Here is an 18,894-nt window from a genome sequence, read left to right as displayed (position 1 = left end):
AAGGGGGAGACAACATGCCGTTACAGCTTCTGCTGAATTTGTTCATCGCTTTTTTATGGATGACATTGATTGATGAAGATGAACTGTTATTCACTACATTTTTCATGGGATTTTTAGTCGGACTCGGTATCATATTTGTTATGAGCCGTTTTTTCGATACGCATTTCTATTTACGCAGAGTATATGCTGCCTGCAAGCTCTTGTTAATTTTTATCAGGGAACTGACGCAGTCGAGCATTGTGGTCATCTCCCAAATCGTGCGACCTACACTACGTATCAGGCCAGGGATCTTTAAATACAAGACTATCTTGACGAGCGATGTGGAAGTGACCATGCTATCTATGCTACTTACCTTAACACCGGGATCGGTCGTGATGGAAGTATCTGCCGAGGGTAATGAGTTATACATTCACGCAATGGATGTCGAGGAATCGCGCGACGGATTGATTAAGCAACTGAAAAGTTTTGAGAAGGCGATTATGGAGGTGACACGATGATAGCAGGTATGTTGACAATATCGGTCATATTATTCGCGTTGACTATTTTGGTGGCGGTCATCCGAATTATCTTAGGTCCTTCGCTTCCAGATCGTGTGGTGGCACTCGATATCATCGGAGTGAATTTAATTGCTACAATTGCCGTCGTGTCGGTAATTTTAAATACAAAAGCATTTTTGGAAGCGATCTTGATTCTTGGTATACTTTCCTTTATTGGGACAATTGCATTTTCCAAATTTATTGAGAGGGGGAAAATAGTTGAACGGTAGCGAGATCGGTGAATTTGTAGGAGCTTTATTAATTTTGACAGGCGCTATTGCCAGTATATTAAGTGTCTTTGGATTGATCCGCTTACCGGATGTCTATACTCGGTCACACGCTGCGACGAAAAGTTCGACATTGGCAGTATTATTGACATTATCCGGTGCGTTCGTCTATTTTCTCTTCTCCGAAAAATTTATCAGTGTACGGTTGCTTCTTGGTATTGGCTTTGTTTTTTTGACGGCACCAGTTGCTGGGCATGTAATTATCCGTGCTGCCTATCGGTCGAAAGTGAAGCTAGCCGATATTTCTACGCAAGATGAATTATATGAAAAAATTCATGGCAAACAGACAAATAAAAAATAGCGATGGTTGATCAAATGAACAATAGAGTCAATTGATTTTTCAACTTCCTGTCTATATAATTGCCGTAATCTATAGCTGAATGAATGGGGTGAGAAAGTGATAAATCAAGATGCTTGTGAAGTAACAATAGTGCATGAAAATGTAGTTCGTAAAATACGGAAAGAGTTGCCTGATGTAACGGAGATGGTACAAATATTTAAAGCGTTGGCTGATGAAACACGTTTACGAATTGCTTATTCATTAACTTTGGAATCGGAAATGTGCGTCTGTGATGTAGCGGCAGTGATTCAATCTTCATCCGCTACCGCTTCCCACCATTTACGTTACTTACGGGATCATTCATTAGCTAAATCAGAAAGACGCGGAAAGATGGTATACTATTCTTTAGCAGACGAACATGTTGCAGACTTAGTGAAGATTGCATACGAACATGCAATTGAAGCACAGCAAACGATGTAATGTTACGTGAAGCGCTTGTATATAGGCAGGCATGATGGAGGAGTTTTAATGCGCTTACAAGAATGGACGATTGAAGAACAAGATTTGCTTATTCAATTTATGACGACAAACTCATGGCCTTATCATGATAGTAGTCAGCCAGGACGCGAGTTGCTTGAAAAGTCGATAGAAGAAGGTGGCTATGCATCTGATGATGTCAAGACGTTCTGGATCGAGAACAATGAAAACGAAAAGGTGGGGATTGTAAAAGTCTATGACTTACAAGAAGATGTCCCATTATTCGACTTGCGGATTGCTGATGAGTTCAGGGGATACGGTTATGGTTCGCGAGCGCTAAAAAAACTCACGCAATACGTGTTCGAATTACCGGAACATAAAATTCGTATAGAAGGACATACACGCCACGATAATGCGGCGATGCGTAAAGCATTCGAGCGGGCTGGTTTTGTGAAGGAAGCCCATTTGCGACAAGCATGGTTCCTTCCGAAAGAGAATACGTATTATGACGCAGTAACATATGGGATGACTAGAGAAGATTATGAAGCTGGTACGACAACACCTGTGCGCTGGGAAGATCGCGATCGATATGTAAAAAGCATACCCGGTTTCAAAGAGGAGCTACAATCTGAACGGCTACATATTCGAGCGCCAGAATTACATGATTCGATGGATGTTTGGGGTGCGGTATCACATTCAATGCCTGTGTTGCGAAAGTGGACTGGATGGGCGCAGAAAGAATTGACGATCGAATCGACGGAAGAATATGTACGTCAATCAGTTTCGGAATTCATCGGTAGAAAATCTTTGAACTTTCATCTGTTTTTAAGAGAAACGGGTGAATTTATAGGAAGCGCGGGTTTCCAGCGTATCGATTGGAGTATTCATAAATTTGAAGTAGAGTATTGGCTAGATACGAAGTTTGAAGGCGAAGGGTATATGACAGAAGCAATTAAAGAGCTTGTAGAGTTTGCCTTTACAGATTTATCGGCTGCACGGGTGGAGTTTGTTTGTGACGAAAACCACAGTAAAGGTCGAGCAGTTGCAAAACGGTCAGGTTTTCAACTAGAAGGAATTTTACGTAAAAATGCTCCTTCCGCGAATGGGCAAGGCTTGCGCAACACATGTGTGTATGCAATCGTTACCTGATCGTAGAAGGAGCATAGTAAAATAGCTTTCACTATACCGAACGTCTTCCAGTTATTAATTGAATGACAAAGATAATGCCCGCAATGACTAAAAGTGTGTGGATTAAGCCACCGCCAATATTTGCTACTAAACCAATTACCCATAATGCTATTAGAACTATAATAACAAGCCATAATATACGACCCATAGTAAATCAACTCCTTTTCGTTGTGATTTGTTATGTAAGTAATTTACCCCAGCATTCAAATCTTAAACTTTAAAAATAGTTATTCGTAGATGTTGACAGTCAAATGAGGAGGCGATAGTTTGGCTACACCGAGTATGGAAGATTATATTGAACAAATTTATTTACAATTAGAAGCAAGAGGTGAAGCGCGTGTGTCTGACGTGGCAGAGGCGCTTTCTGTGCTACCTTCATCTGTAACTAAAATGGCTCAACGTCTGGATCGTGAAGGCTATGTGCACTATGAGCGCTACCGGGGTTTGGCATTGACAGACCGCGGTTTGCGCTTTGGTAAAAAACTTGTGCATCGCCATGAATTACTAGAGCAATTTCTGCGTATCATTGGTGTGGAAGAAGAAAATATCTACGGGGACGTAGAAGGGATTGAACATCACCTTAGTTGGAATGCGATGGATCGTATTACCGATCTGGTGGAGACACTCGAGTCCGATCCTGATTTTGTGAAAAAGTTAAAAAGTAGAGCACTCTAGAGAGGATTATCTTATATGACATTACTACAACCAGGTACACTCGCAACACTCAAAATTCTTCGCAAAGAAGGATCACGCTTTGTATTGGATGCAGCCGGAGAAGAAATCTATATGAACGAATCAGAAGCACCGGATGCAGAGGAACAATCGACAATCGAAGTTTTTCTTTATATCAATAGAAGGGGCGAACTGACAGGCACTGCGCAGATTCCGTCAGTTACCATTCATTCATTCGGCTGGGCAAAAGTGATTCGTTTGGATAGAAGTGAGGGAGCCTATGTAGATATCGGTGCATCCTTTGAAGTGCTGATCAATCGAGCGGACTTCCCACAAATGAAGGAACTGTGGCCGCAACCAGGTGATGAGCTGTATATGACACTTCGTTCAGATCCTGGGGGTAACTTATTCGGACGTCTAGTGACAGAAGAAAGAATTCAGGAGCACTATACATTGGCAGAAGCAACTATGTACAATCAAAACGTCAAAGCCAGAGCGTACCGCTTGCTACCAATAGGCACATTCTTATTGACTGAAGACATCCAACGTATTTTCGTCCACGAAACGGAGCGTAAAGCAGAGCCTAGATTAGGTGAAGAAGTCGATGTTCGTATTATTGAAGTTCATGATGACGGTACGATGAACGGTTCATTATTGCCAAGAAAGCAAGATCGTTTACAGTCAGATGGTGAGCAAATATTAGCCTATTTAGAACAGTCGGGCGGTAAAATGCCGTTTACTGATAAATCCACCCCTGAAGAAATTGACGAAATGTTCCAAATGAGTAAGGGCGCCTTTAAACGGGCACTTGGCACGTTGATGAGAGAACGAAGAATTACACAACAAGACGGTTGGACCACTCTTATATAATAATAAACGCAACTTTTCCACGATCCTCAACGTATCTATACATATAGAACAAGGAGGAATGACTGTATGAAAAGAGGATTAGCCTCTCTATTGGCTTTTATGATAATGTTCGCAATTATAGCGCCCGCTTCAATCTCAGCAGATGAAGTCATCAATGAAAAGCTTGGAGTTCCAATTGTAGTATATGGTTCAAATTTATCGGATAGTGAAAAAGCGAGTGTGAAAGAAAGTCTAAAAGTGGCTGAGGAAGCCGAAGTAGAAGAGCTATCAGTAGACGGCAATGATTTAATCAAATATATCCCTGGTGGCGACCGAAATGCCCGAATGTATTCTTCTGCTAAAATCACTAGACAAGAAGAAGGGGAAGGTCTCGTCATCAATATTGTGACACCGGATTATATCACGCAAGTAACGGCGGACATGTATGCAACTGCTATGCTGACGGCAGGCATTGAAGATGCTGTCGTGGAAGTGGCGGCACCCAAAAAAGTAACAGGTCACTCAGCTCTCGTTGGAATCTACAAAGCGTATGAAGTGTCTGGAGAGGTCCTTGATACTGAACGTACAGACGCAGCGAATGATGAATTGAGTCTGGCAACGAAGCTCTCAGAAAAAGCAGGCGTTGATCAAGACGAAGTAGCTAAATTACTTACGGAAATCAAAAAACAGATTTCCGAGAAAAAGCCAGCAACAAAGGAAGATGTAGAACAGATCGTCCATGATCAATTGCAGAAATTCAATATCGAGTTAAGCGAGGCAGATCGCCAATTATTAATTGATTTAATGGATCGGATTTCGAAATTGGATATCGATTTCACAAAGCTTAATGAACAACTAACCGATATGGCATCGAAAATTAAAGATAAATTAGGAGATCTAGATCCAAGTTTCTGGGAAAAGGTAAAAGAGTTTTTCAGGAATATGGCAGATTCTTTTAAATCTTTGTTTAGTTAAGTTGTCATTGTGGTACGCTATAGGGTAGAGGAATAATTATAAAGGAGAGATATGCATGAGTGAAAACAAAGAGACAGAACAGCGCGAAGGAATGGATTTTGAGCTTGTTGAAAAAGGTGGAACGAAGTATGCGTATCAGTATAAAGTGGAGGGCGATGTAAAAGCGGAAATCGAGTGGACTGAAGACAATGGGATTATGACGATGACACATACCTATACAGATGACTCATTACGTGGCCAAGGTGTAGCAAAGAAACTACTTGATCAAGCGGCTAATAATGCACGTGAAAAAGGATTGAAGATGAAAGCGGTCTGTTCATACGTAGTGAATGCGTTCGACCGAAGTGATGAGTATAACGACGTAAAAGCATAAGATATACGATGGAATGGCTACGTGCTGGATGTTTCACATCGCACTTTGAAACTTTTCTCATTTCCTAGCGTATAAGTAATAGAGATACAAACTAGCAGAAAAGGATGATGTGGATGATTAATCGTACAGCAGAGCGCGTGCTCGGAATCATATCAGCCATTTTATTGGTGCTAGGTGTGATCGGTTCCGCTCTCGTAGCATTCATTTGGAATATGGCAAGCACGGATCCGGCATTCATGGATGAATTCCGTGAAGGCATTGTAAGTGAAGGTGTATTAAACACAGAAGAAATAGACATGTTCATGTCGTTCATGGGCTCTTTTTCAACTATCATTTGGGTCTTGGTTGCTGTAGCTTTCATAGGTTTGGTTTTGAACATTATTGGTCTAGTAAAAGTTTGGAACAATAAGAGTCCAAAAACAGCCGGTACAGTATTCATCGTTGCCGGCCTGCTAGGTGGAATCCTATCCTTGGCATCCATCTTACTCTACATTGCGGCCATCCTTTGCTTCACAAAGAAGCCACCAATGGCACCCGGACCTTCACCTGATGAATACGTCTCAACACAGTCCAATTGGATGAGCTAAATAGCTGTAAACATGCAAAGACCCTTTTCCTAAAGAAAAGGGTCTTTGCTAGTAGATCAGTATTCATCCTACATTTCACAAAATACTCTACTTGATCAACGTGCAAATACCATGCCCGCTCTTTTTTCATGTATGTGCAGGTTGTGAAATAGGCAATGTATAATGAAGAGTATTTACGGCAATGCCTTCAAATAATTCGGGGAACGACTCTACGAAATGAAATCCTTGTTTTGCATAGAAGTCTTGAAGCGTCATGTCATTCTGGTCGACGTAGACATCCACGTTAACGGCATTCTGCAACGTCGCTAATGCTTCTTTCAATAACGCATCTTCGTATCCGCAGTTCAAATGTGTTGGAAGTATATGAAGTGCTGTTACCTCACTCTCGCCATCTACATCAATCGGTGTATAGCTTAAATATCCTACAGGGTTTTCTTGTTCATCTAACGCAAGTAAAACCATTGTTCTTTCCAATTGCTTCTTCAACATTAGATCTGAATAGGTTCGCTCGATAAATGTCTCAATCACGTCTGCGGGTATATGTTTTGAAAATGTATGCTGCCAAGCGGTAAGGGCAATCTCTTGAACTTCTTGAATATCGTTTACTGTCATTTTACGAATCATAGTGATCTCACCTCTAGTTCTCTTTCTACACAGTATAGCAAATTACACTTTGCAAAACTACTATGCGACGAAAACGAGAACCACTATTTAAGCAACTGATAAAGTAATCTAGTATACGTTAAGCATAAACAGGAAATAAAAATGGATATCTTAAATGAACAATTGCTAAGTAACTGACTGAATTGAAAACGTTTGAAACTAAGACTACTGGGTATATTAAGCAGTAGATAGAAATTCGCTACAATTACATTACGACGGAGGATGATAAATATGGCTAAAAAATCAAATGGGTTATTACTGGCAACACTTGCTGCAGGAGCTTACGCTTTCTTTAGTAAAAAAGAAAACCGTGATAAGGCAATGGAGACAGTGGGTGTGTTGAAGGAAAAGGTAGACACATTTGTTAATAACAATAAATTGGTTGATCAAGCAACTGAAAAAGTAGGACATTCAGATCCAACCGATTTACGAGATAACAATATGGTTTCCGAAGGAGCACAGACAAGTGTTCATTATTACAACCAAGAAGTACAGGATCCAGATAAAAAGGCAGCAGAAAAAGATGGTCTTTATAAGAAAAATGAAGATAAGAGTGACAATAAACCATTATATAACAAGGACGAAACAACTAAGGAGGCGGAAAAAAACAGTAAATCGAACTAAATCTAACCGTATTAAAACACTAAAAGCGCCTCTTTTTAAGGGGCGCTTTAATATATATATAGCGTTAAATATATAAAGGGTAGATAATCCCAGGGAATCAGGTAATATAATATACATATAGTAATACGTCTTGCGTAGTCATAAATATATATAGAATGAGTGGGGGGATATTCATGACTGGCAAGAAGACAGAGGCCTCTAGTTTGGATTTAATTCATGTTATGGAGAAAGAGGGAAATACGGAGCGGGCGAAGTTGTTTTTTTACCTAGAACAACAATTCCTTACACAGATCTTTAATTTGGAGCTAGGTAAGGCACGCTCTACACTTAAGGAAATTCAAGAAATTTTGTATGAGTATAAACCTAAATACTCATTTGAAGTCATAAAATATTATTTCATTATCCTTTCTTCTATCATGACAAGGCGATTACAGAAAGAATCTATTTTCGCTGAAGAAAATGCCCTTATATTCAATTTAGCCTGTATAGAAATGATCAATAACAATTTACATACAGAAAACGTTAGGGAAATCGGAGATGAGTTAGTCGAGTTCTACTGTTATATCCTCAAGGGAAAAGTAAAACCTTCTCTTTCGCATAAAACGGTCAATGAAGTGATTCAGTACATAAATGAAAACGTTGAGAAGCCATTAATCGTCGAGGAGATTGCCAAACAGTTTAATGTCAGTACTAGCCACCTTTCTCGCATATTCCGAGAACATACATCGGTAACATTAGTGGAATATATCACCATCCGAAAAATAGAAGAGATCCAGTTTTATTTACGTTTTTCTAATTTAAAGATCGCAGAAATTGCAGAGAACTTTCATTTCTGTAACCAAAGCTACTTCACACGTGTGTTTAAAAAGTATACCGGCTTAACACCTCGACGCTTTCGAAAAGTCATGGATGGAAATTACTTTCGTTTTACTATGAAAAAAGGTGATTCACTGTAATTTTCTCGCTATTTGCTGTATACTTTTCTTTAGTTTGAGATAGCGTAGGTGAAACCATTGAAAAAAAGAATAGGGCTCGTAAGTTTATTGGCAATTACTGCTGTGTTTTTGAGCGGTTGTTCTGGTGTGGAAAACAAAACAGGTATTTTCTACAGTACCTTTGTAAGACCGATGGATTGGCTACTTCATTATCTGGGAGAAGCTTTCAATGGTAATTATGGCTTTGCGATCGTACTAATCACTGTAGCGATTCGTATCGTCTTGATGCCGTTGATGTTAAAAAACTATAAATCTCAACAAGAGATGAAGGTAAAGATGGATGCACTACGACCAGAAATGGAAGATATCCAAAAACGTATGAAAGCATCGAAGGAATCTCAGGATAAAGAAGAGCAAATGAAGTTACAGCAGGAAATGATGGGACTGTATTCTAAGCATGGTGTCAATCCGTTAAATATGGGTTGTTTACCACTTGTGATTCAAATGCCAATCATTATGGGCTTGTACTTTGCTATCCTTTATGCACCACCTGAAGTGAAAAATCATGAATTCTTATGGTTTAAACTTGGTGAACCGGATTTAATTATGATGTTAGTAGCTGGGGCTGTATACTTTGTCCAAGCACGCGTGTCATTGTGGACAATGCCTGAACAGCAACAGAAACAAATGAAGTTATTCATTTACATGTCACCTATTATGATTATGTTCATTTCGTATACTGTAATGGCTGCTTTGCCACTATATTGGGCAGTCGGAGGTTTACTGTTAATCTTCCAAACGTATCTTGGACGTAAATTTTACTTTAAACATGTTGAACCACCAGTCGCGGAAGAAAAGTAAGGTACTGAGAAAGCTGGTGTATACCAGCTTTTTTTGTTGCCGACAAGGGAGAGGAAGAGTCGCATGAAATTGAAATGGATCATGGGCTTGGCAATTACAGCTTCTGCAGCCGCAGCGTTGTATTTTATCATCAAGTTGAATTTAGAATTCGCCATTCTGTTCATGCTGATCATGTTTACCTTTACTAATGCCGCACGAACCATTATGTATAGAAACCAAGGTTTGCTGCGCGAAGCGAAATGGATGCTTTGGATGGCTTTATTTTTCGGAGTAGGTTCACTTGGAGCATTAGTGTATGTCTTGCTGTTTTAGCAAAAGGGAAGGTCGCTATTGAATTAGCGACCTTCTCTTTTATTCAATCTCATGAAAAATACGCTGCTTTGTCCGAAGAAGTAAAAGTAGTGCGCTAACGGAACAAACCGCCATGCTTAGGAATGCAAAGCGCGGAGACTGGTCATATAAATATCCAGCAGGGAATGTCAGAATTGCGATGCTCAGACTCAACGCCACTGCTGCGTAAACACCTTGTGCAGAAGCAATGAGATGATGTGGTACACTTTTTGATATGTATTGAATGAATGCAAAATGTGCCATACCAAAAGACACTGAGTGGAGTGTCTGTGTTGCGATAAATACACTAGTAACAGGGAAGAGGAAGATGGAAATCCAACGAATGGTAGAACCAATTGCCGCCACGATGAATATAGTTGACGTTTTAGCTCCTGAAAGCAACCGATCTGCCTGCGTGAAAAATATGATCTCAAATAGCACAGCGATATTGAGGATCAACCCGATATAAAAACCGTTGATTCCCATCTCACCCAAAAATATAAAGCCGTAATTATAATAAGAAGCATGTGAACCTTGCAGTAATGTCGCAATACATAGCACGACGACAAAAGTTTTATTCGCAAACAAAGCCCGCAATTGACCTCCTGGCGCAGCCGAACCTCTAATGGGGTGTTGTTGTAACACGGCTGGAGCGGATTGGAAGAAAAATATCAACCCCACACCGAGGCTGATGATCATCATATACAAAATCGCTTGTTCACTCCAGATTGTCGTTACCGTACCGATCAATAGTAAGGCGACAGTGTAGCCGATTGAACCGAATGAGCGACTCTTACCATAATGAATTCTCTCATGTTGCATCAATAGCGAAGCACCACTTTCAGCACTTGGGAGGATAAGAGGGTATATGGCACTGAATAAAACGGTCAATCCAAACAAGATCGCAAAAGAACTTTCGGGAAGATAGGCAAGCGCGAGAATGAAGGATAAAAAAGTAGTCCAACGTATAACGCGTAGAAGTGACATATTTCTTGTAGCGTAGGGAAATAGAAAAAAAGTTGAAAATGACCTAGCGATCATACCAACGCCCATCATGACGCTAGCTTGTGTTACGGATAGACCTTTTGCCGAGGTCAACCAACCTGTCCAATAAGGTAAGAAGATGCCCCATGTAAAGAAAAATACAAAAAAGCTCATCGAGAGCCAACGTTGAGTATTCAAATGCAGAACCTCACAATAATGACAGAATCTTAAGTTAGGTAAATACTAGCATAAACAGACGTAAAAGAAAAATGGTGATACACTAGAATACGTAGTTTGAAACAAATCGTAAAATGTATCTAAAAGAGAGTAGAAATTTAATAAGCGAGTTAGAAAGAAAGCAGGGTATAGCATGAGAAATAAAAAGGATGAAACGTTTGCCAGAAGGCGCAGACGGAAAAGTAGATGGATAGATGGAGGTATCGCTCTGCTCTTTATAATCCTTGCAGGTAGTGTGATATGGATTGGAATGAACGGGTGGAGTATGCAAAAGGCGATTGATACTATTCGAAATGAATCAGAATCGACGGCTGAGTTCGAAGAAATAGAAAAGCCTTCGGATTCAGATCGTGTGGATACAGCGGAACGTAGTGAAGAAAACACTTCTTCATCTGATAGTCCAAGTGAAGAACTACTTCGAGAGGTAGAAAAACCAGTAATTGAAGAAGAACAAGAGAAAGAGGTAATACAAGACGAAAAGTCTCAAGAGATAGCAGTACCGTCAGATCCAGTGCAACCTTCTAATCCCGTTGGTTATATAAAAGGACAAAAGTTACCTGAAGAACCAAAGCGCATTAAAGGGGTAGTGCTTGCCAATAAACAATATCCTTTACCAGAGGACTATGCCCCTGGAGAAAGCGAAGAAGCGCGAGAAGCATTCAATGAGTTAGCAGCATCAGCTGTTACATCTGGCATTAATCTGCAGGCGTTCAGTACGTATCGTTCCTATGACTATCAAGTCACTCTATATAACCGATATGTGGAAAGAGACGGGCAAGAAGCGGCTGATCGGTATAGTGCGCGTCCTGGTTATTCAGAGCATCAGACAGGTCTTGCATTTGATATCGGTGAAGTGAATCATGAAAGACATTGGGCATCGAATTCATTCGGTGATACTGAAGCAGCTAAGTGGCTTGCTGCCAATGCCCATCAATACGGTTTTATCCTTCGCTATCCTGAAGGCAAAGAAGATAAAACTGGGTATATGCATGAATCTTGGCATTATCGTTATGTAGGGAAAGATAAGGCAGAACAGATATTTAAACAAAATATCACGTTAGAAGAATATTTAGGCGTACGATAAAACAGCCGACAGAAGATAGATCTTCTGTCGGCCGTTTTTGTTTATAAGATCGGTGAAAGTAAACGAGAGATAGACTCCTTTACTTTAATCAAGCGTTCACGCTCCAAATAAGCATCCAATGTCAGCTCGGTTGAGTTTTGAATATCTTGCTCAAAAATTTCTGCCAACTCATGTGATTTTCGTCGATCATAGATGAAAGCATTCACTTCGAAATTCAAGCGGAAACTACGCACGTCTATATTCGCTGTTCCAACAGATGATACTTGATCATCCACTACAATTTGTTTCGCATGGATGAAACCATTTTCATAGATATATATTCTTGCACCAGCTTTTAATAAAATGCCGACGTTTGAATAGGTTGCCCAGTAAACGAACATATGATCTGGTTTATTAGGGATCATTATTCGTACGTCTACCCCTGAAAGACAGGCAATCCGAAGTGCATCCAGCATACTTGTATCAGGAATAAAATAAGGCGTCTGAATATAGATATAGTCTTTTGCTAGAAAGATCATTTTCAAGTAGCCATCTTTTATATCTTCCCACTCAGAATCAGGTCCACTAGAAACAATTTGCAAGCCGACATCTCCTTTACGAGGAATGGCTGGGAAGAATCGTTCATCGTATTGAATATTCGTTTTAGGAGATGCTTGATTCCAATCGAGTATAAAGCGTGTTTGTAATGGATGAACTGCACTTCCCTCGATTCGGAGGTGTGTATCGCGCCAGTAACCAAACTTTTTGCTGAGTCCCAAATATTCATCCCCGACGTTAAATCCTCCGATATAGCCAATCCTTCCGTCGATAATGACGATCTTCCGATGATTTCGGTAATTTAAACGAGGATTGATCAATGGCAGCAAGGCGGGGAAGAACGCGGCTACTTCACCACCGCTATCAATCAATTCCTGAAAGTTCTTGACGTGTAAACCACGTGAACCAATATCATCAAACAGCATACGTACTTTCACACCTGATTTAGCTTTATTGATAAGAATCTCTTCAATCTGCTTTCCTATACCGTCTAGTCGGAAAATATAATACTGAATATGGATATGATCACGGGCGTGTTCTAGGTCTTCAAGCAATGCGTCAAATTTATCGCGACCATCCGTATATACTTGCACATCATTATCCTGTGTCAGTACGGAATGATTATTGCGTAAATGCAAATAAATCATATCATCATATTCTTCTGTGTCCTTTTTTAGAAACTCGAATGTCTCGTTTTCTATGGCCTCGAGCTGATAACTAATCAGCTTTTCAATACCAATCTTATTCCTGCCTTCCCAACGGAATAAATGTTTTTCACGTAATTGCCGACCGAGTAATAGATAGATAATGAAACCTAAAATAGGGATAAAAAATAGCACAAGCAGCCACGCCCAAGTACTTGTAGGATCTCGACGCTCTAAAAATATCAAAGCAATCGCGAGAAATATATTAATAATCAACGTGCTTGTGATAATCAAACTAATTACTTGCGTCATATGCTTCCTCCCGTAGGGTATATACTATTCCTTTAGTATAGCGAAGTTGCGAATAAATAACCTATTTATAAATGAAGTTAAATTTTCTTCTGCTTTATCTTAGGCAAATGGTTCTGCTGTGTATCGCAAGGACCGAGTGGATTTCCGGAATATAAAAACGAGTCCTATGGATAGCAGCGCTATGATGGCAGAAATGAAATACATAGTACCTGCCTGCATTGTGAATACCCAAGTAAATAACAACGGTCCAATGATACGCCCCATATTATCCATCGAGTAGGAGAGACCGGCTGCGGTGCCATACATACCACCTGATTCTTTAGTGGTGAGAGAAACGAGTACTGTCCGAACAAGTGCGTTACCAGCCGTGAATACGCTCATTGCAAAACCTGCCCATAGCAAGCTTGTAGAAAAAGGAATGAGTACGAGACCAATTGCTGTAACGACCTGCGCGACAATAATCCACGAAGTTTCCGCTCCGTTTTTCACACGTCGTACTACACCGCCTTGAATAGCTGCATCTACGAGACCACTAGCCATAAACAAATAGCCAAGTTGCAATGGTGTAATTTGTATTTTATCAATCTGGAAAAGTTGGAATGTTGCTTCCACGCCGGCAAGTAAAAATGTGATGATGAATGAAGTGATAAATAGATAACGGATACGATACGACCATAATGTAGAGGCACCTTTAGGAATAATCGTTCGTTTATTTCCTTCGCTATGACGATCAGGCTCTTTTAAAACAATCATAGCGTACATTGTTAATAATAATGTTAAAGTTCCAGAAGCGATGAATGGTAATTGTAAATGGACATCGCCCAGAATACCCCCAATGGCTGGGCCGAAAATGAAACCGAGACCAATTGACATACCAAGCAAACCCATATACTTATTGCGACTTTCTTCTGTCGTGATATCAGCGACAAATCCAGTTACGGCCGTATACAGCGCACCTGAGAAAATACCACCTACTACGCGTGAAACATACAGCAGTACAATATGGTGCATGAATGACGCAAATAAAAAGAAGCTGGCACTGAAGCCGAGCAACCCGATCATAATTAGCTTTTTTCTGCCAGTGCGGTCTGAAAGAGCACCCCATAATGGTGCAGTGAAAAATGAAGACAAGGCATAAATCGTCAACAAGCCACCGACATGTACTTCCGAAAAGTTTTCGGCTAGGATGACTTCGGGTAAAATGGGGATGATGATGCCGAATCCAAGATAAACGAAGAACTGAACAGACATCAATAATAAGATCGTTTTCTTCATATGTAACCTGCTTTCTGAATGAATAGTCTCTTTCTCATCGTACGATGAATAAGGTATGCATTCAAGTCTCAGCGGGGAATAAGCAGTTAGTAACCACGGGGAATTGCATTTCCGTTAGGGGTCATTGTTATACGCACGGGATTGGAGTACAGGAGTCAATGATCAATTCGACAAATGAGGCAACCAACGAAGTTTGGGGCTGGTTGGCTCACCACGGATCTTTGGGAGGAAATGAGGTGACCCCCGAAACGGAAATCCTCAATCGAACACCTTCGCGCACCTTTCAATTTAATCCTTAACGTTCCTGCCGCAAAGACAGAAAAAACTGTCCCAAGAAGTCATTTACAACTCCCAGGACAGCTCTTTACTTTTCTTAATGTAGCTTCACACGTTGCAAACGTAAAGCGTTCAACACAACAGATACCGAACTAAACGCCATTGCAGCGCCTGCTAGCCACGGGGCCAACAAACCAATTGCCGCAATTGGAATACCAATTGAGTTATACGCCAACGCCCAGAACAAGTTCTGCTTTATATTCCGAACCGTCAACTCACTCATCTTCAGTGTGTCAACTACACGTAACAAATCGCCATGCATAAGTGTCACGTCGGCCGCTTCCATCGCGACCGCTGTACCAGTCCCCATAGCCATACCGATATCAGCTACCGCAAGAGCAGGAGCATCGTTAATGCCGTCACCGACCATAGCTACGCGCTTACCCTCAGCTTGTAAGGAGCGGATGACCTCTGCTTTACGGTCTGGCAATACGCCTGCAATGACGCGATCGATGCCTGCGGTATGTGCAATCGCTTGCGCTGTCATCTGTTGGTCTCCTGTTAACATGATGACGTCAAGATCCATCGCACGAAGCTCGGCAATTGCTTGCTTCGATGTATCTTTAATTGTATCTGCGACTGCAATGATTGCTTCGTGTATACCATCTACCGCCATGAACATAACGGTCTTGCCGTCGCCCTCCATTTGTTCTACAGAGGCAATCGTAGAATCAAAGTTCACGTCATGGCTAGAAAGTAGATTTCTAGTTCCCAGCAAAATGTTTTGTCCATCAATTACAGTGTGAATTCCGTAACCAGGAATCGCTTCGAATGACTCCACGGTAGGCAGGGTAGAGAAATGCTGCAATCCATAGGACGTGATGGCTTTTGCAACTGGATGTTCAGAGTCACTTTCAGCCGCCGCAGCAAGTGAAAGTAGAGACATACGTTGTTCTTCATTGCGAACATGGAAATCCGTTAATTCTGGATGGCCTTTTGTAATGGTCCCTGTTTTATCAAACACAATAGTATCAATCGAACGGGTTTGTTCCATTGCTTCAGCGGTTTTAAACAACACGCCTTCCTCCGCTGCTCGTCCTGAACCCGCCATGATAGAAGTAGGGGTAGCAAGACCAAGTGCACATGGACATGCGATAACTAAAACTGCAATCATGCTTGTGAGAGAAACTTCAAAATTACCGGGTGCGACTATGAAATACCATATGAGGAACGTAATGACCGCAATGCCGACGACGATAGGTACGAACACACCCGAGATCCGGTCAGCTAGTCTCTGGATTGGAGCCTTTGAACCTTGGGCTTCCTCTACGACGCGGATAATATTGGAGAGCATCGTGTCTTTACCGACATTCGATGCTTTTATCCGTAATGAACCATTAGCGTTCACGGTAGCTGCAAACACTTCATTACCTTGGCGTTTATCTACAGGCAAACTTTCGCCCGTTAGCATCGACTCATCTACCGCCGAAGATCCAGATATCACCAGTCCGTCTACGGGAATGGAAGCTCCTGGTCGAATGACTAGAATGTCTCCGTGCGTTACTTCGTGGATGGAGATTTCCACAGTTTCTCCGTTGCGCTCTAAAATAGCCACTTGTGGTTGCAGCTTCATAAGATTTTTGATTGCATCTGACGACCGACCTTTTGCGCGTGCCTCAAATAATTTACCTAATAAAATCAACGTAATCAACACTGCGCTCGTTTCGAAGTATAAGCCGTGATCCAGTGCATACCCCGTCAACACAAGGTAAACGGAATAGAAATATGCAGCGGACGTACCGAGTACAACCAGTACATCCATATTGGCACTGCCGTTACGGAGTGCTGCATACGCGCCTTTATAGAACGTAGCGCCAATCCAAAACTGTACAGGTGTTGCTAAGACCCACTGGAAATATGGATTCATAAAGATTTCAGGCACATACATCCAAGAAGTGAAGGAAAAATGTGCAAACATAGTCCATAAGAGCGGAAGTGAAAGAATGGATGAAATAATCAGCTTGCGCGTCTTGTCATCAATATCTTTCTGACGATGGTCAGTTTGACTATCTGATTCCTCTGTACGAGGTACTGCCTCATAACCAACTTTTTTGATCTTCTGCAAAATCTCTGACAGTTCTAATACGGCAGGATCATAGCTTACGTGAGCTGTTTCAAGTGCTAGGTTGACAGTGGCGGATTGAATACCGGGCATACGCGACAACACTTTCTCAATTCGTGCAGAACAAGCAGCACATGTCATACCACTAATGTTGAGGTTCGCTTCTTCCATTAACACGTCGTAACCTAACTTGCGAATTCGTTCTTCCACTTCAGTTAATTCGATTTGGTTAGAATCAAATGTTACGGCTGCTTTTTCCGTAGCAAAATTGACGTTAGCAGCCGATACACCTTCCAATCGTTGCAAACCTTTTTCGATACGGTTAGCGCAAGCAGCACAGGTCATGCCTGTAATAGCAATTTCCCTTTTTTGCTCATTCATGATGCAGGTCACCTTTCTTGTTACGCTTCGACGTCATATCCTTGATCTTCAATGGCTTCCGTCATTTGACCAACGGTTACAACAGATTCGTCATACTCCACGGCTACGCTATTCGCTTTCAAATCAACCAAAGCACGCTCTACTCCCGATAATTCCGTTAATGCTCCCTCTACTGCTTGTACACAGTGATTACATGTCATACCTTTTACGTTCAATGTCGTTGTAGTCATTTACAATTCCTCCTATTTTCTAATTAATTTAGCTATAGTTTTAGCCAGTTCATCTAACACTTCTTCGTCACCTTCAGCTAACCTGTTTTTTACACAGCTTTTTAAGTGTCCATCTAATAAAACATTCGCGACACTATTTAAGGCAGATTGTGTAGCGGAAAGTTGAGTGATGATATCATCACAATAAACATCGCGCTCTACCATACCTTTTATACCTCGTATCTGACCTTCGATTCGGTTTAGACGATGAGTCAAGTTCGTCTTAATTTCGTCCGAATGATGACTCTTACGGCAAGAAGTTTCCACTTCTAGAGAATGATCTTCAGGTAGTAACGTCATTCGTGATCTGCCACCTTTCCCATATATTCACTTTAATATACGTATAGGGGGTATGTCAAAACATCCGTTTTTACCTATTCAGGCTTTAAACTTGCGTAATTGATGAAAATTTAACATAAATGAAAGATTTAAAAGGTAATTAAAGTGGTATAATAAAGAACATAAGAAAATTTAAAAAATCTAGAACTTCACGAGTGATCATACGTCTATATAACTAACTAGGAAGGTTGAGGTGGAAGAAGTGGCTAAAGAAATGGATTTCAAGAAGATTATTTCCAACTTGGCAAAGCTTGGTGTTTCCGCAAAACTCACAAAATCCAGAAGTGATATGTTGCAAGCATTGACGCCTGCCGTACAAGCACCACCCGTTCAAGCTAATTAATCAAGAGAGTATACGAAAAGCTCATCCCCGAATATATTCGAGGATGAGCTTTTCGCGTTAGTTTATGCTTTAAATTTTCTTAACAAATTCCGATTTTAGTTGCATAGCACCAAACCCATCAATCTTACAATCGATGTTATGGTCACCGTCGACTAAGCGAATGCTTTTCACTTTTGTCCCCATTTTCAATGCGTTCGAACTACCTTTCACTTTCAAATCTTTAATGACTGTTACAGAATCCCCATCCTGCAACACATTGCCATTTGCGTCTTTGATCTCGGTCATACTGGTTTGATCAGATTCTTCCGTCGATCCTGGCAACCACTCGTATGCGCATTCAGGACAAACGAGAAGATTCCCATCCTCATATGTATATTCGGAATGGCATTTTGGACAATTTGGTAAAGTTGACATAAAAAAACCTCCCTTTCCTATACATTCTACACAATTTGTG

At 40.9% G+C, this 18,894-nt stretch carries 25 protein-coding genes; 16 read left to right on the top strand and 9 right to left on the bottom strand.

Annotated features, from left to right (window positions below):
* Nucleotides 1-14: 14 nt before the first annotated feature.
* From CSV61_RS04455 to CSV61_RS04435, 5 genes are all read left to right on the top strand, one after another.
* Nucleotides 15-497: a Na+/H+ antiporter subunit E gene (locus CSV61_RS04455; protein ID WP_099638262.1), complete on the top strand. Its 483-nt coding sequence runs from the start codon at nucleotides 15-17 to the stop codon at nucleotides 495-497.
* The gene (locus tag CSV61_RS04450; RefSeq protein ID WP_099638261.1) at nucleotides 494-766 is read left to right on the top strand and encodes a Na(+)/H(+) antiporter subunit F1; all 273 of its coding nucleotides are present in this window, start codon (nucleotides 494-496) and stop codon (nucleotides 764-766) included. Before CSV61_RS04455 ends, CSV61_RS04450 begins: the two co-directional genes overlap by 4 nt.
* Complete coding sequence (mnhG, locus tag CSV61_RS04445) at nucleotides 756-1,124, top strand: monovalent cation/H(+) antiporter subunit G (RefSeq protein WP_099638260.1); 369 nt, start codon at nucleotides 756-758, stop codon at nucleotides 1,122-1,124. The genes CSV61_RS04450 and mnhG overlap by 11 nt, the downstream gene beginning before the upstream one ends.
* Nucleotides 1,125-1,223: 99 nt before the next feature.
* Nucleotides 1,224-1,583, top strand: a complete 360-nt coding sequence (locus tag CSV61_RS04440; RefSeq protein ID WP_099638484.1) for an ArsR/SmtB family transcription factor — start codon at nucleotides 1,224-1,226, stop codon at nucleotides 1,581-1,583.
* Between the two features lie 48 nt (nucleotides 1,584-1,631).
* The gene (locus tag CSV61_RS04435; protein WP_099638259.1) at nucleotides 1,632-2,729 is read left to right on the top strand and encodes a GNAT family N-acetyltransferase; all 1,098 of its coding nucleotides are present in this window, start codon (nucleotides 1,632-1,634) and stop codon (nucleotides 2,727-2,729) included.
* Between the two features lie 31 nt (nucleotides 2,730-2,760).
* Here the strand turns inward: CSV61_RS04435 and CSV61_RS16535 are convergent, their stop codons facing one another.
* Nucleotides 2,761-2,916 (bottom strand): lmo0937 family membrane protein, encoded by a 156-nt coding sequence (locus tag CSV61_RS16535; protein ID WP_143561055.1) that lies wholly within the window; start codon nucleotides 2,914-2,916, stop codon nucleotides 2,761-2,763.
* 119 nt (nucleotides 2,917-3,035) lie between these two features.
* On the opposite strand from CSV61_RS16535, the gene mntR reads away from it, so the two are divergent.
* The 5 genes from mntR to CSV61_RS04410 all read left to right on the top strand — a co-directional run bounded on the left by mntR (nucleotide 3,036) and on the right by CSV61_RS04410 (nucleotide 6,224).
* Nucleotides 3,036-3,443, top strand: coding sequence for a transcriptional regulator MntR (gene mntR, locus CSV61_RS04430; protein WP_099638258.1), 408 nt, complete (start codon nucleotides 3,036-3,038; stop codon nucleotides 3,441-3,443).
* 15 nt (nucleotides 3,444-3,458) lie between these two features.
* A complete protein-coding gene (locus tag CSV61_RS04425; protein WP_083034166.1) occupies nucleotides 3,459-4,310 on the top strand; it encodes a CvfB family protein in 852 nt (283 codons plus the stop codon).
* A gap of 66 nt (nucleotides 4,311-4,376) precedes the next feature.
* Nucleotides 4,377-5,264 (top strand): DUF1002 domain-containing protein, encoded by an 888-nt coding sequence (locus CSV61_RS04420; RefSeq protein WP_099638257.1) that lies wholly within the window; start codon nucleotides 4,377-4,379, stop codon nucleotides 5,262-5,264.
* A 55-nt stretch (nucleotides 5,265-5,319) separates the two neighbouring features.
* Nucleotides 5,320-5,637, top strand: coding sequence for a GNAT family N-acetyltransferase (locus CSV61_RS04415; RefSeq protein WP_369824290.1), 318 nt, complete (start codon nucleotides 5,320-5,322; stop codon nucleotides 5,635-5,637).
* A 113-nt stretch (nucleotides 5,638-5,750) separates the two neighbouring features.
* A complete protein-coding gene (locus tag CSV61_RS04410; RefSeq protein ID WP_158233778.1) occupies nucleotides 5,751-6,224 on the top strand; it encodes a DUF4064 domain-containing protein in 474 nt (157 codons plus the stop codon).
* Between the two features lie 126 nt (nucleotides 6,225-6,350).
* Here the strand turns inward: CSV61_RS04410 and CSV61_RS04405 are convergent, their stop codons facing one another.
* Nucleotides 6,351-6,848, bottom strand: a complete 498-nt coding sequence (locus CSV61_RS04405) for a GNAT family N-acetyltransferase (protein ID WP_099638255.1) — start codon at nucleotides 6,846-6,848, stop codon at nucleotides 6,351-6,353.
* A 270-nt stretch (nucleotides 6,849-7,118) separates the two neighbouring features.
* Between CSV61_RS04405 and CSV61_RS04400 the strand changes: the two genes are divergently transcribed.
* The 4 genes from CSV61_RS04400 to CSV61_RS04385 all read left to right on the top strand — a co-directional run bounded on the left by CSV61_RS04400 (nucleotide 7,119) and on the right by CSV61_RS04385 (nucleotide 9,619).
* Nucleotides 7,119-7,511: a hypothetical protein gene (locus CSV61_RS04400; RefSeq protein ID WP_233193516.1), complete on the top strand. Its 393-nt coding sequence runs from the start codon at nucleotides 7,119-7,121 to the stop codon at nucleotides 7,509-7,511.
* Nucleotides 7,512-7,684: 173 nt separating this feature from the next.
* Nucleotides 7,685-8,467 (top strand): helix-turn-helix domain-containing protein, encoded by a 783-nt coding sequence (locus tag CSV61_RS04395; RefSeq protein ID WP_158233777.1) that lies wholly within the window; start codon nucleotides 7,685-7,687, stop codon nucleotides 8,465-8,467.
* Between the two features lie 57 nt (nucleotides 8,468-8,524).
* Nucleotides 8,525-9,307 (top strand): membrane protein insertase YidC, encoded by a 783-nt coding sequence (gene yidC / locus CSV61_RS04390; protein ID WP_083034160.1) that lies wholly within the window; start codon nucleotides 8,525-8,527, stop codon nucleotides 9,305-9,307.
* 63 nt (nucleotides 9,308-9,370) lie between these two features.
* Complete coding sequence (locus CSV61_RS04385) at nucleotides 9,371-9,619, top strand: hypothetical protein (RefSeq protein ID WP_083034159.1); 249 nt, start codon at nucleotides 9,371-9,373, stop codon at nucleotides 9,617-9,619.
* A 39-nt stretch (nucleotides 9,620-9,658) separates the two neighbouring features.
* Here CSV61_RS04385 and CSV61_RS04380 read toward each other — a convergent pair whose 3' ends face one another.
* The gene (locus CSV61_RS04380) at nucleotides 9,659-10,819 is read right to left on the bottom strand and encodes an MFS transporter (protein ID WP_099638252.1); all 1,161 of its coding nucleotides are present in this window, start codon (nucleotides 10,817-10,819) and stop codon (nucleotides 9,659-9,661) included.
* A gap of 172 nt (nucleotides 10,820-10,991) precedes the next feature.
* Between CSV61_RS04380 and CSV61_RS04375 the strand changes: the two genes are divergently transcribed.
* The gene (locus CSV61_RS04375) at nucleotides 10,992-11,942 is read left to right on the top strand and encodes a M15 family metallopeptidase (RefSeq protein WP_233193515.1); all 951 of its coding nucleotides are present in this window, start codon (nucleotides 10,992-10,994) and stop codon (nucleotides 11,940-11,942) included.
* A 41-nt stretch (nucleotides 11,943-11,983) separates the two neighbouring features.
* Here the strand turns inward: CSV61_RS04375 and cls are convergent, their stop codons facing one another.
* The 5 genes from cls to CSV61_RS04350 all read right to left on the bottom strand — a co-directional run bounded on the left by cls (nucleotide 11,984) and on the right by CSV61_RS04350 (nucleotide 18,058).
* The gene (gene cls, locus CSV61_RS04370) at nucleotides 11,984-13,435 is read right to left on the bottom strand and encodes a cardiolipin synthase (RefSeq protein WP_099638251.1); all 1,452 of its coding nucleotides are present in this window, start codon (nucleotides 13,433-13,435) and stop codon (nucleotides 11,984-11,986) included.
* 99 nt (nucleotides 13,436-13,534) lie between these two features.
* On the bottom strand, nucleotides 13,535-14,710 hold the full coding sequence (locus tag CSV61_RS04365; protein ID WP_083034156.1) for an MFS transporter: 1,176 nt from the start codon (nucleotides 14,708-14,710) through the stop codon (nucleotides 13,535-13,537).
* A gap of 373 nt (nucleotides 14,711-15,083) precedes the next feature.
* A complete protein-coding gene (locus CSV61_RS04360; protein WP_099638250.1) occupies nucleotides 15,084-17,489 on the bottom strand; it encodes a heavy metal translocating P-type ATPase in 2,406 nt (801 codons plus the stop codon).
* A 20-nt stretch (nucleotides 17,490-17,509) separates the two neighbouring features.
* On the bottom strand, nucleotides 17,510-17,719 hold the full coding sequence (gene copZ, locus CSV61_RS04355; protein ID WP_099638249.1) for a copper chaperone CopZ: 210 nt from the start codon (nucleotides 17,717-17,719) through the stop codon (nucleotides 17,510-17,512).
* A gap of 12 nt (nucleotides 17,720-17,731) precedes the next feature.
* A complete protein-coding gene (locus CSV61_RS04350; protein ID WP_099638248.1) occupies nucleotides 17,732-18,058 on the bottom strand; it encodes a metal-sensitive transcriptional regulator in 327 nt (108 codons plus the stop codon).
* Nucleotides 18,059-18,290: 232 nt separating this feature from the next.
* On the opposite strand from CSV61_RS04350, the gene CSV61_RS16695 reads away from it, so the two are divergent.
* Complete coding sequence (locus CSV61_RS16695; RefSeq protein ID WP_156890545.1) at nucleotides 18,291-18,440, top strand: Lmo0850 family protein; 150 nt, start codon at nucleotides 18,291-18,293, stop codon at nucleotides 18,438-18,440.
* Nucleotides 18,441-18,509: 69 nt separating this feature from the next.
* Here CSV61_RS16695 and CSV61_RS04345 read toward each other — a convergent pair whose 3' ends face one another.
* Entirely contained in the window at nucleotides 18,510-18,854 is a 345-nt protein-coding gene (locus tag CSV61_RS04345; RefSeq protein ID WP_099638247.1) for a zinc ribbon domain-containing protein YjdM, read from the bottom strand.
* Nucleotides 18,855-18,894 lie beyond the last annotated feature (40 nt).

This window comes from Sporosarcina sp. P3, assembly GCF_002743415.1.
Classification (GTDB): Bacteria; Bacillota; Bacilli; order Bacillales_A; family Planococcaceae; genus Sporosarcina; species Sporosarcina ureae_A.
Note: the sequence above shows the minus strand (reverse complement) of the source record. Positions and strands in the feature narration are given on the sequence as shown.

What these genes read in the sequence shown, in the direction of transcription:
- CSV61_RS04405 (WP_099638255.1), bottom strand. Translation starts at nt 6,848, where the DNA reads ATGATTCGTAAAATGACAGTAAACGATATTCAAGAAGTTCAAGAGATT.
- CSV61_RS04385 (WP_083034159.1), top strand. Translation starts at nt 9,371, where the DNA reads ATGAAATTGAAATGGATCATGGGCTTGGCAATTACAGCTTCTGCAGCC.
- cls (WP_099638251.1), bottom strand. Translation starts at nt 13,435, where the DNA reads ATGACGCAAGTAATTAGTTTGATTATCACAAGCACGTTGATTATTAAT.
- CSV61_RS16535 (WP_143561055.1), bottom strand. Translation starts at nt 2,916, where the DNA reads ATGGGTCGTATATTATGGCTTGTTATTATAGTTCTAATAGCATTATGG.
- CSV61_RS04450 (WP_099638261.1), top strand. Translation starts at nt 494, where the DNA reads ATGATAGCAGGTATGTTGACAATATCGGTCATATTATTCGCGTTGACT.
- CSV61_RS04395 (WP_158233777.1), top strand. Translation starts at nt 7,685, where the DNA reads ATGACTGGCAAGAAGACAGAGGCCTCTAGTTTGGATTTAATTCATGTT.
- CSV61_RS04375 (WP_233193515.1), top strand. Translation starts at nt 10,992, where the DNA reads ATGAGAAATAAAAAGGATGAAACGTTTGCCAGAAGGCGCAGACGGAAA.
- CSV61_RS04400 (WP_233193516.1), top strand. Translation starts at nt 7,119, where the DNA reads ATGGCTAAAAAATCAAATGGGTTATTACTGGCAACACTTGCTGCAGGA.
- CSV61_RS04360 (WP_099638250.1), bottom strand. Translation starts at nt 17,489, where the DNA reads ATGAATGAGCAAAAAAGGGAAATTGCTATTACAGGCATGACCTGTGCT.
- CSV61_RS04415 (WP_369824290.1), top strand. Translation starts at nt 5,320, where the DNA reads ATGAGTGAAAACAAAGAGACAGAACAGCGCGAAGGAATGGATTTTGAG.
- CSV61_RS04345 (WP_099638247.1), bottom strand. Translation starts at nt 18,854, where the DNA reads ATGTCAACTTTACCAAATTGTCCAAAATGCCATTCCGAATATACATAT.
- CSV61_RS04455 (WP_099638262.1), top strand. Translation starts at nt 15, where the DNA reads ATGCCGTTACAGCTTCTGCTGAATTTGTTCATCGCTTTTTTATGGATG.
- CSV61_RS04425 (WP_083034166.1), top strand. Translation starts at nt 3,459, where the DNA reads ATGACATTACTACAACCAGGTACACTCGCAACACTCAAAATTCTTCGC.
- CSV61_RS04350 (WP_099638248.1), bottom strand. Translation starts at nt 18,058, where the DNA reads ATGACGTTACTACCTGAAGATCATTCTCTAGAAGTGGAAACTTCTTGC.
- CSV61_RS04410 (WP_158233778.1), top strand. Translation starts at nt 5,751, where the DNA reads ATGATTAATCGTACAGCAGAGCGCGTGCTCGGAATCATATCAGCCATT.
- CSV61_RS04435 (WP_099638259.1), top strand. Translation starts at nt 1,632, where the DNA reads ATGCGCTTACAAGAATGGACGATTGAAGAACAAGATTTGCTTATTCAA.
- copZ (WP_099638249.1), bottom strand. Translation starts at nt 17,719, where the DNA reads ATGACTACAACGACATTGAACGTAAAAGGTATGACATGTAATCACTGT.
- CSV61_RS04365 (WP_083034156.1), bottom strand. Translation starts at nt 14,710, where the DNA reads ATGAAGAAAACGATCTTATTATTGATGTCTGTTCAGTTCTTCGTTTAT.
- CSV61_RS04420 (WP_099638257.1), top strand. Translation starts at nt 4,377, where the DNA reads ATGAAAAGAGGATTAGCCTCTCTATTGGCTTTTATGATAATGTTCGCA.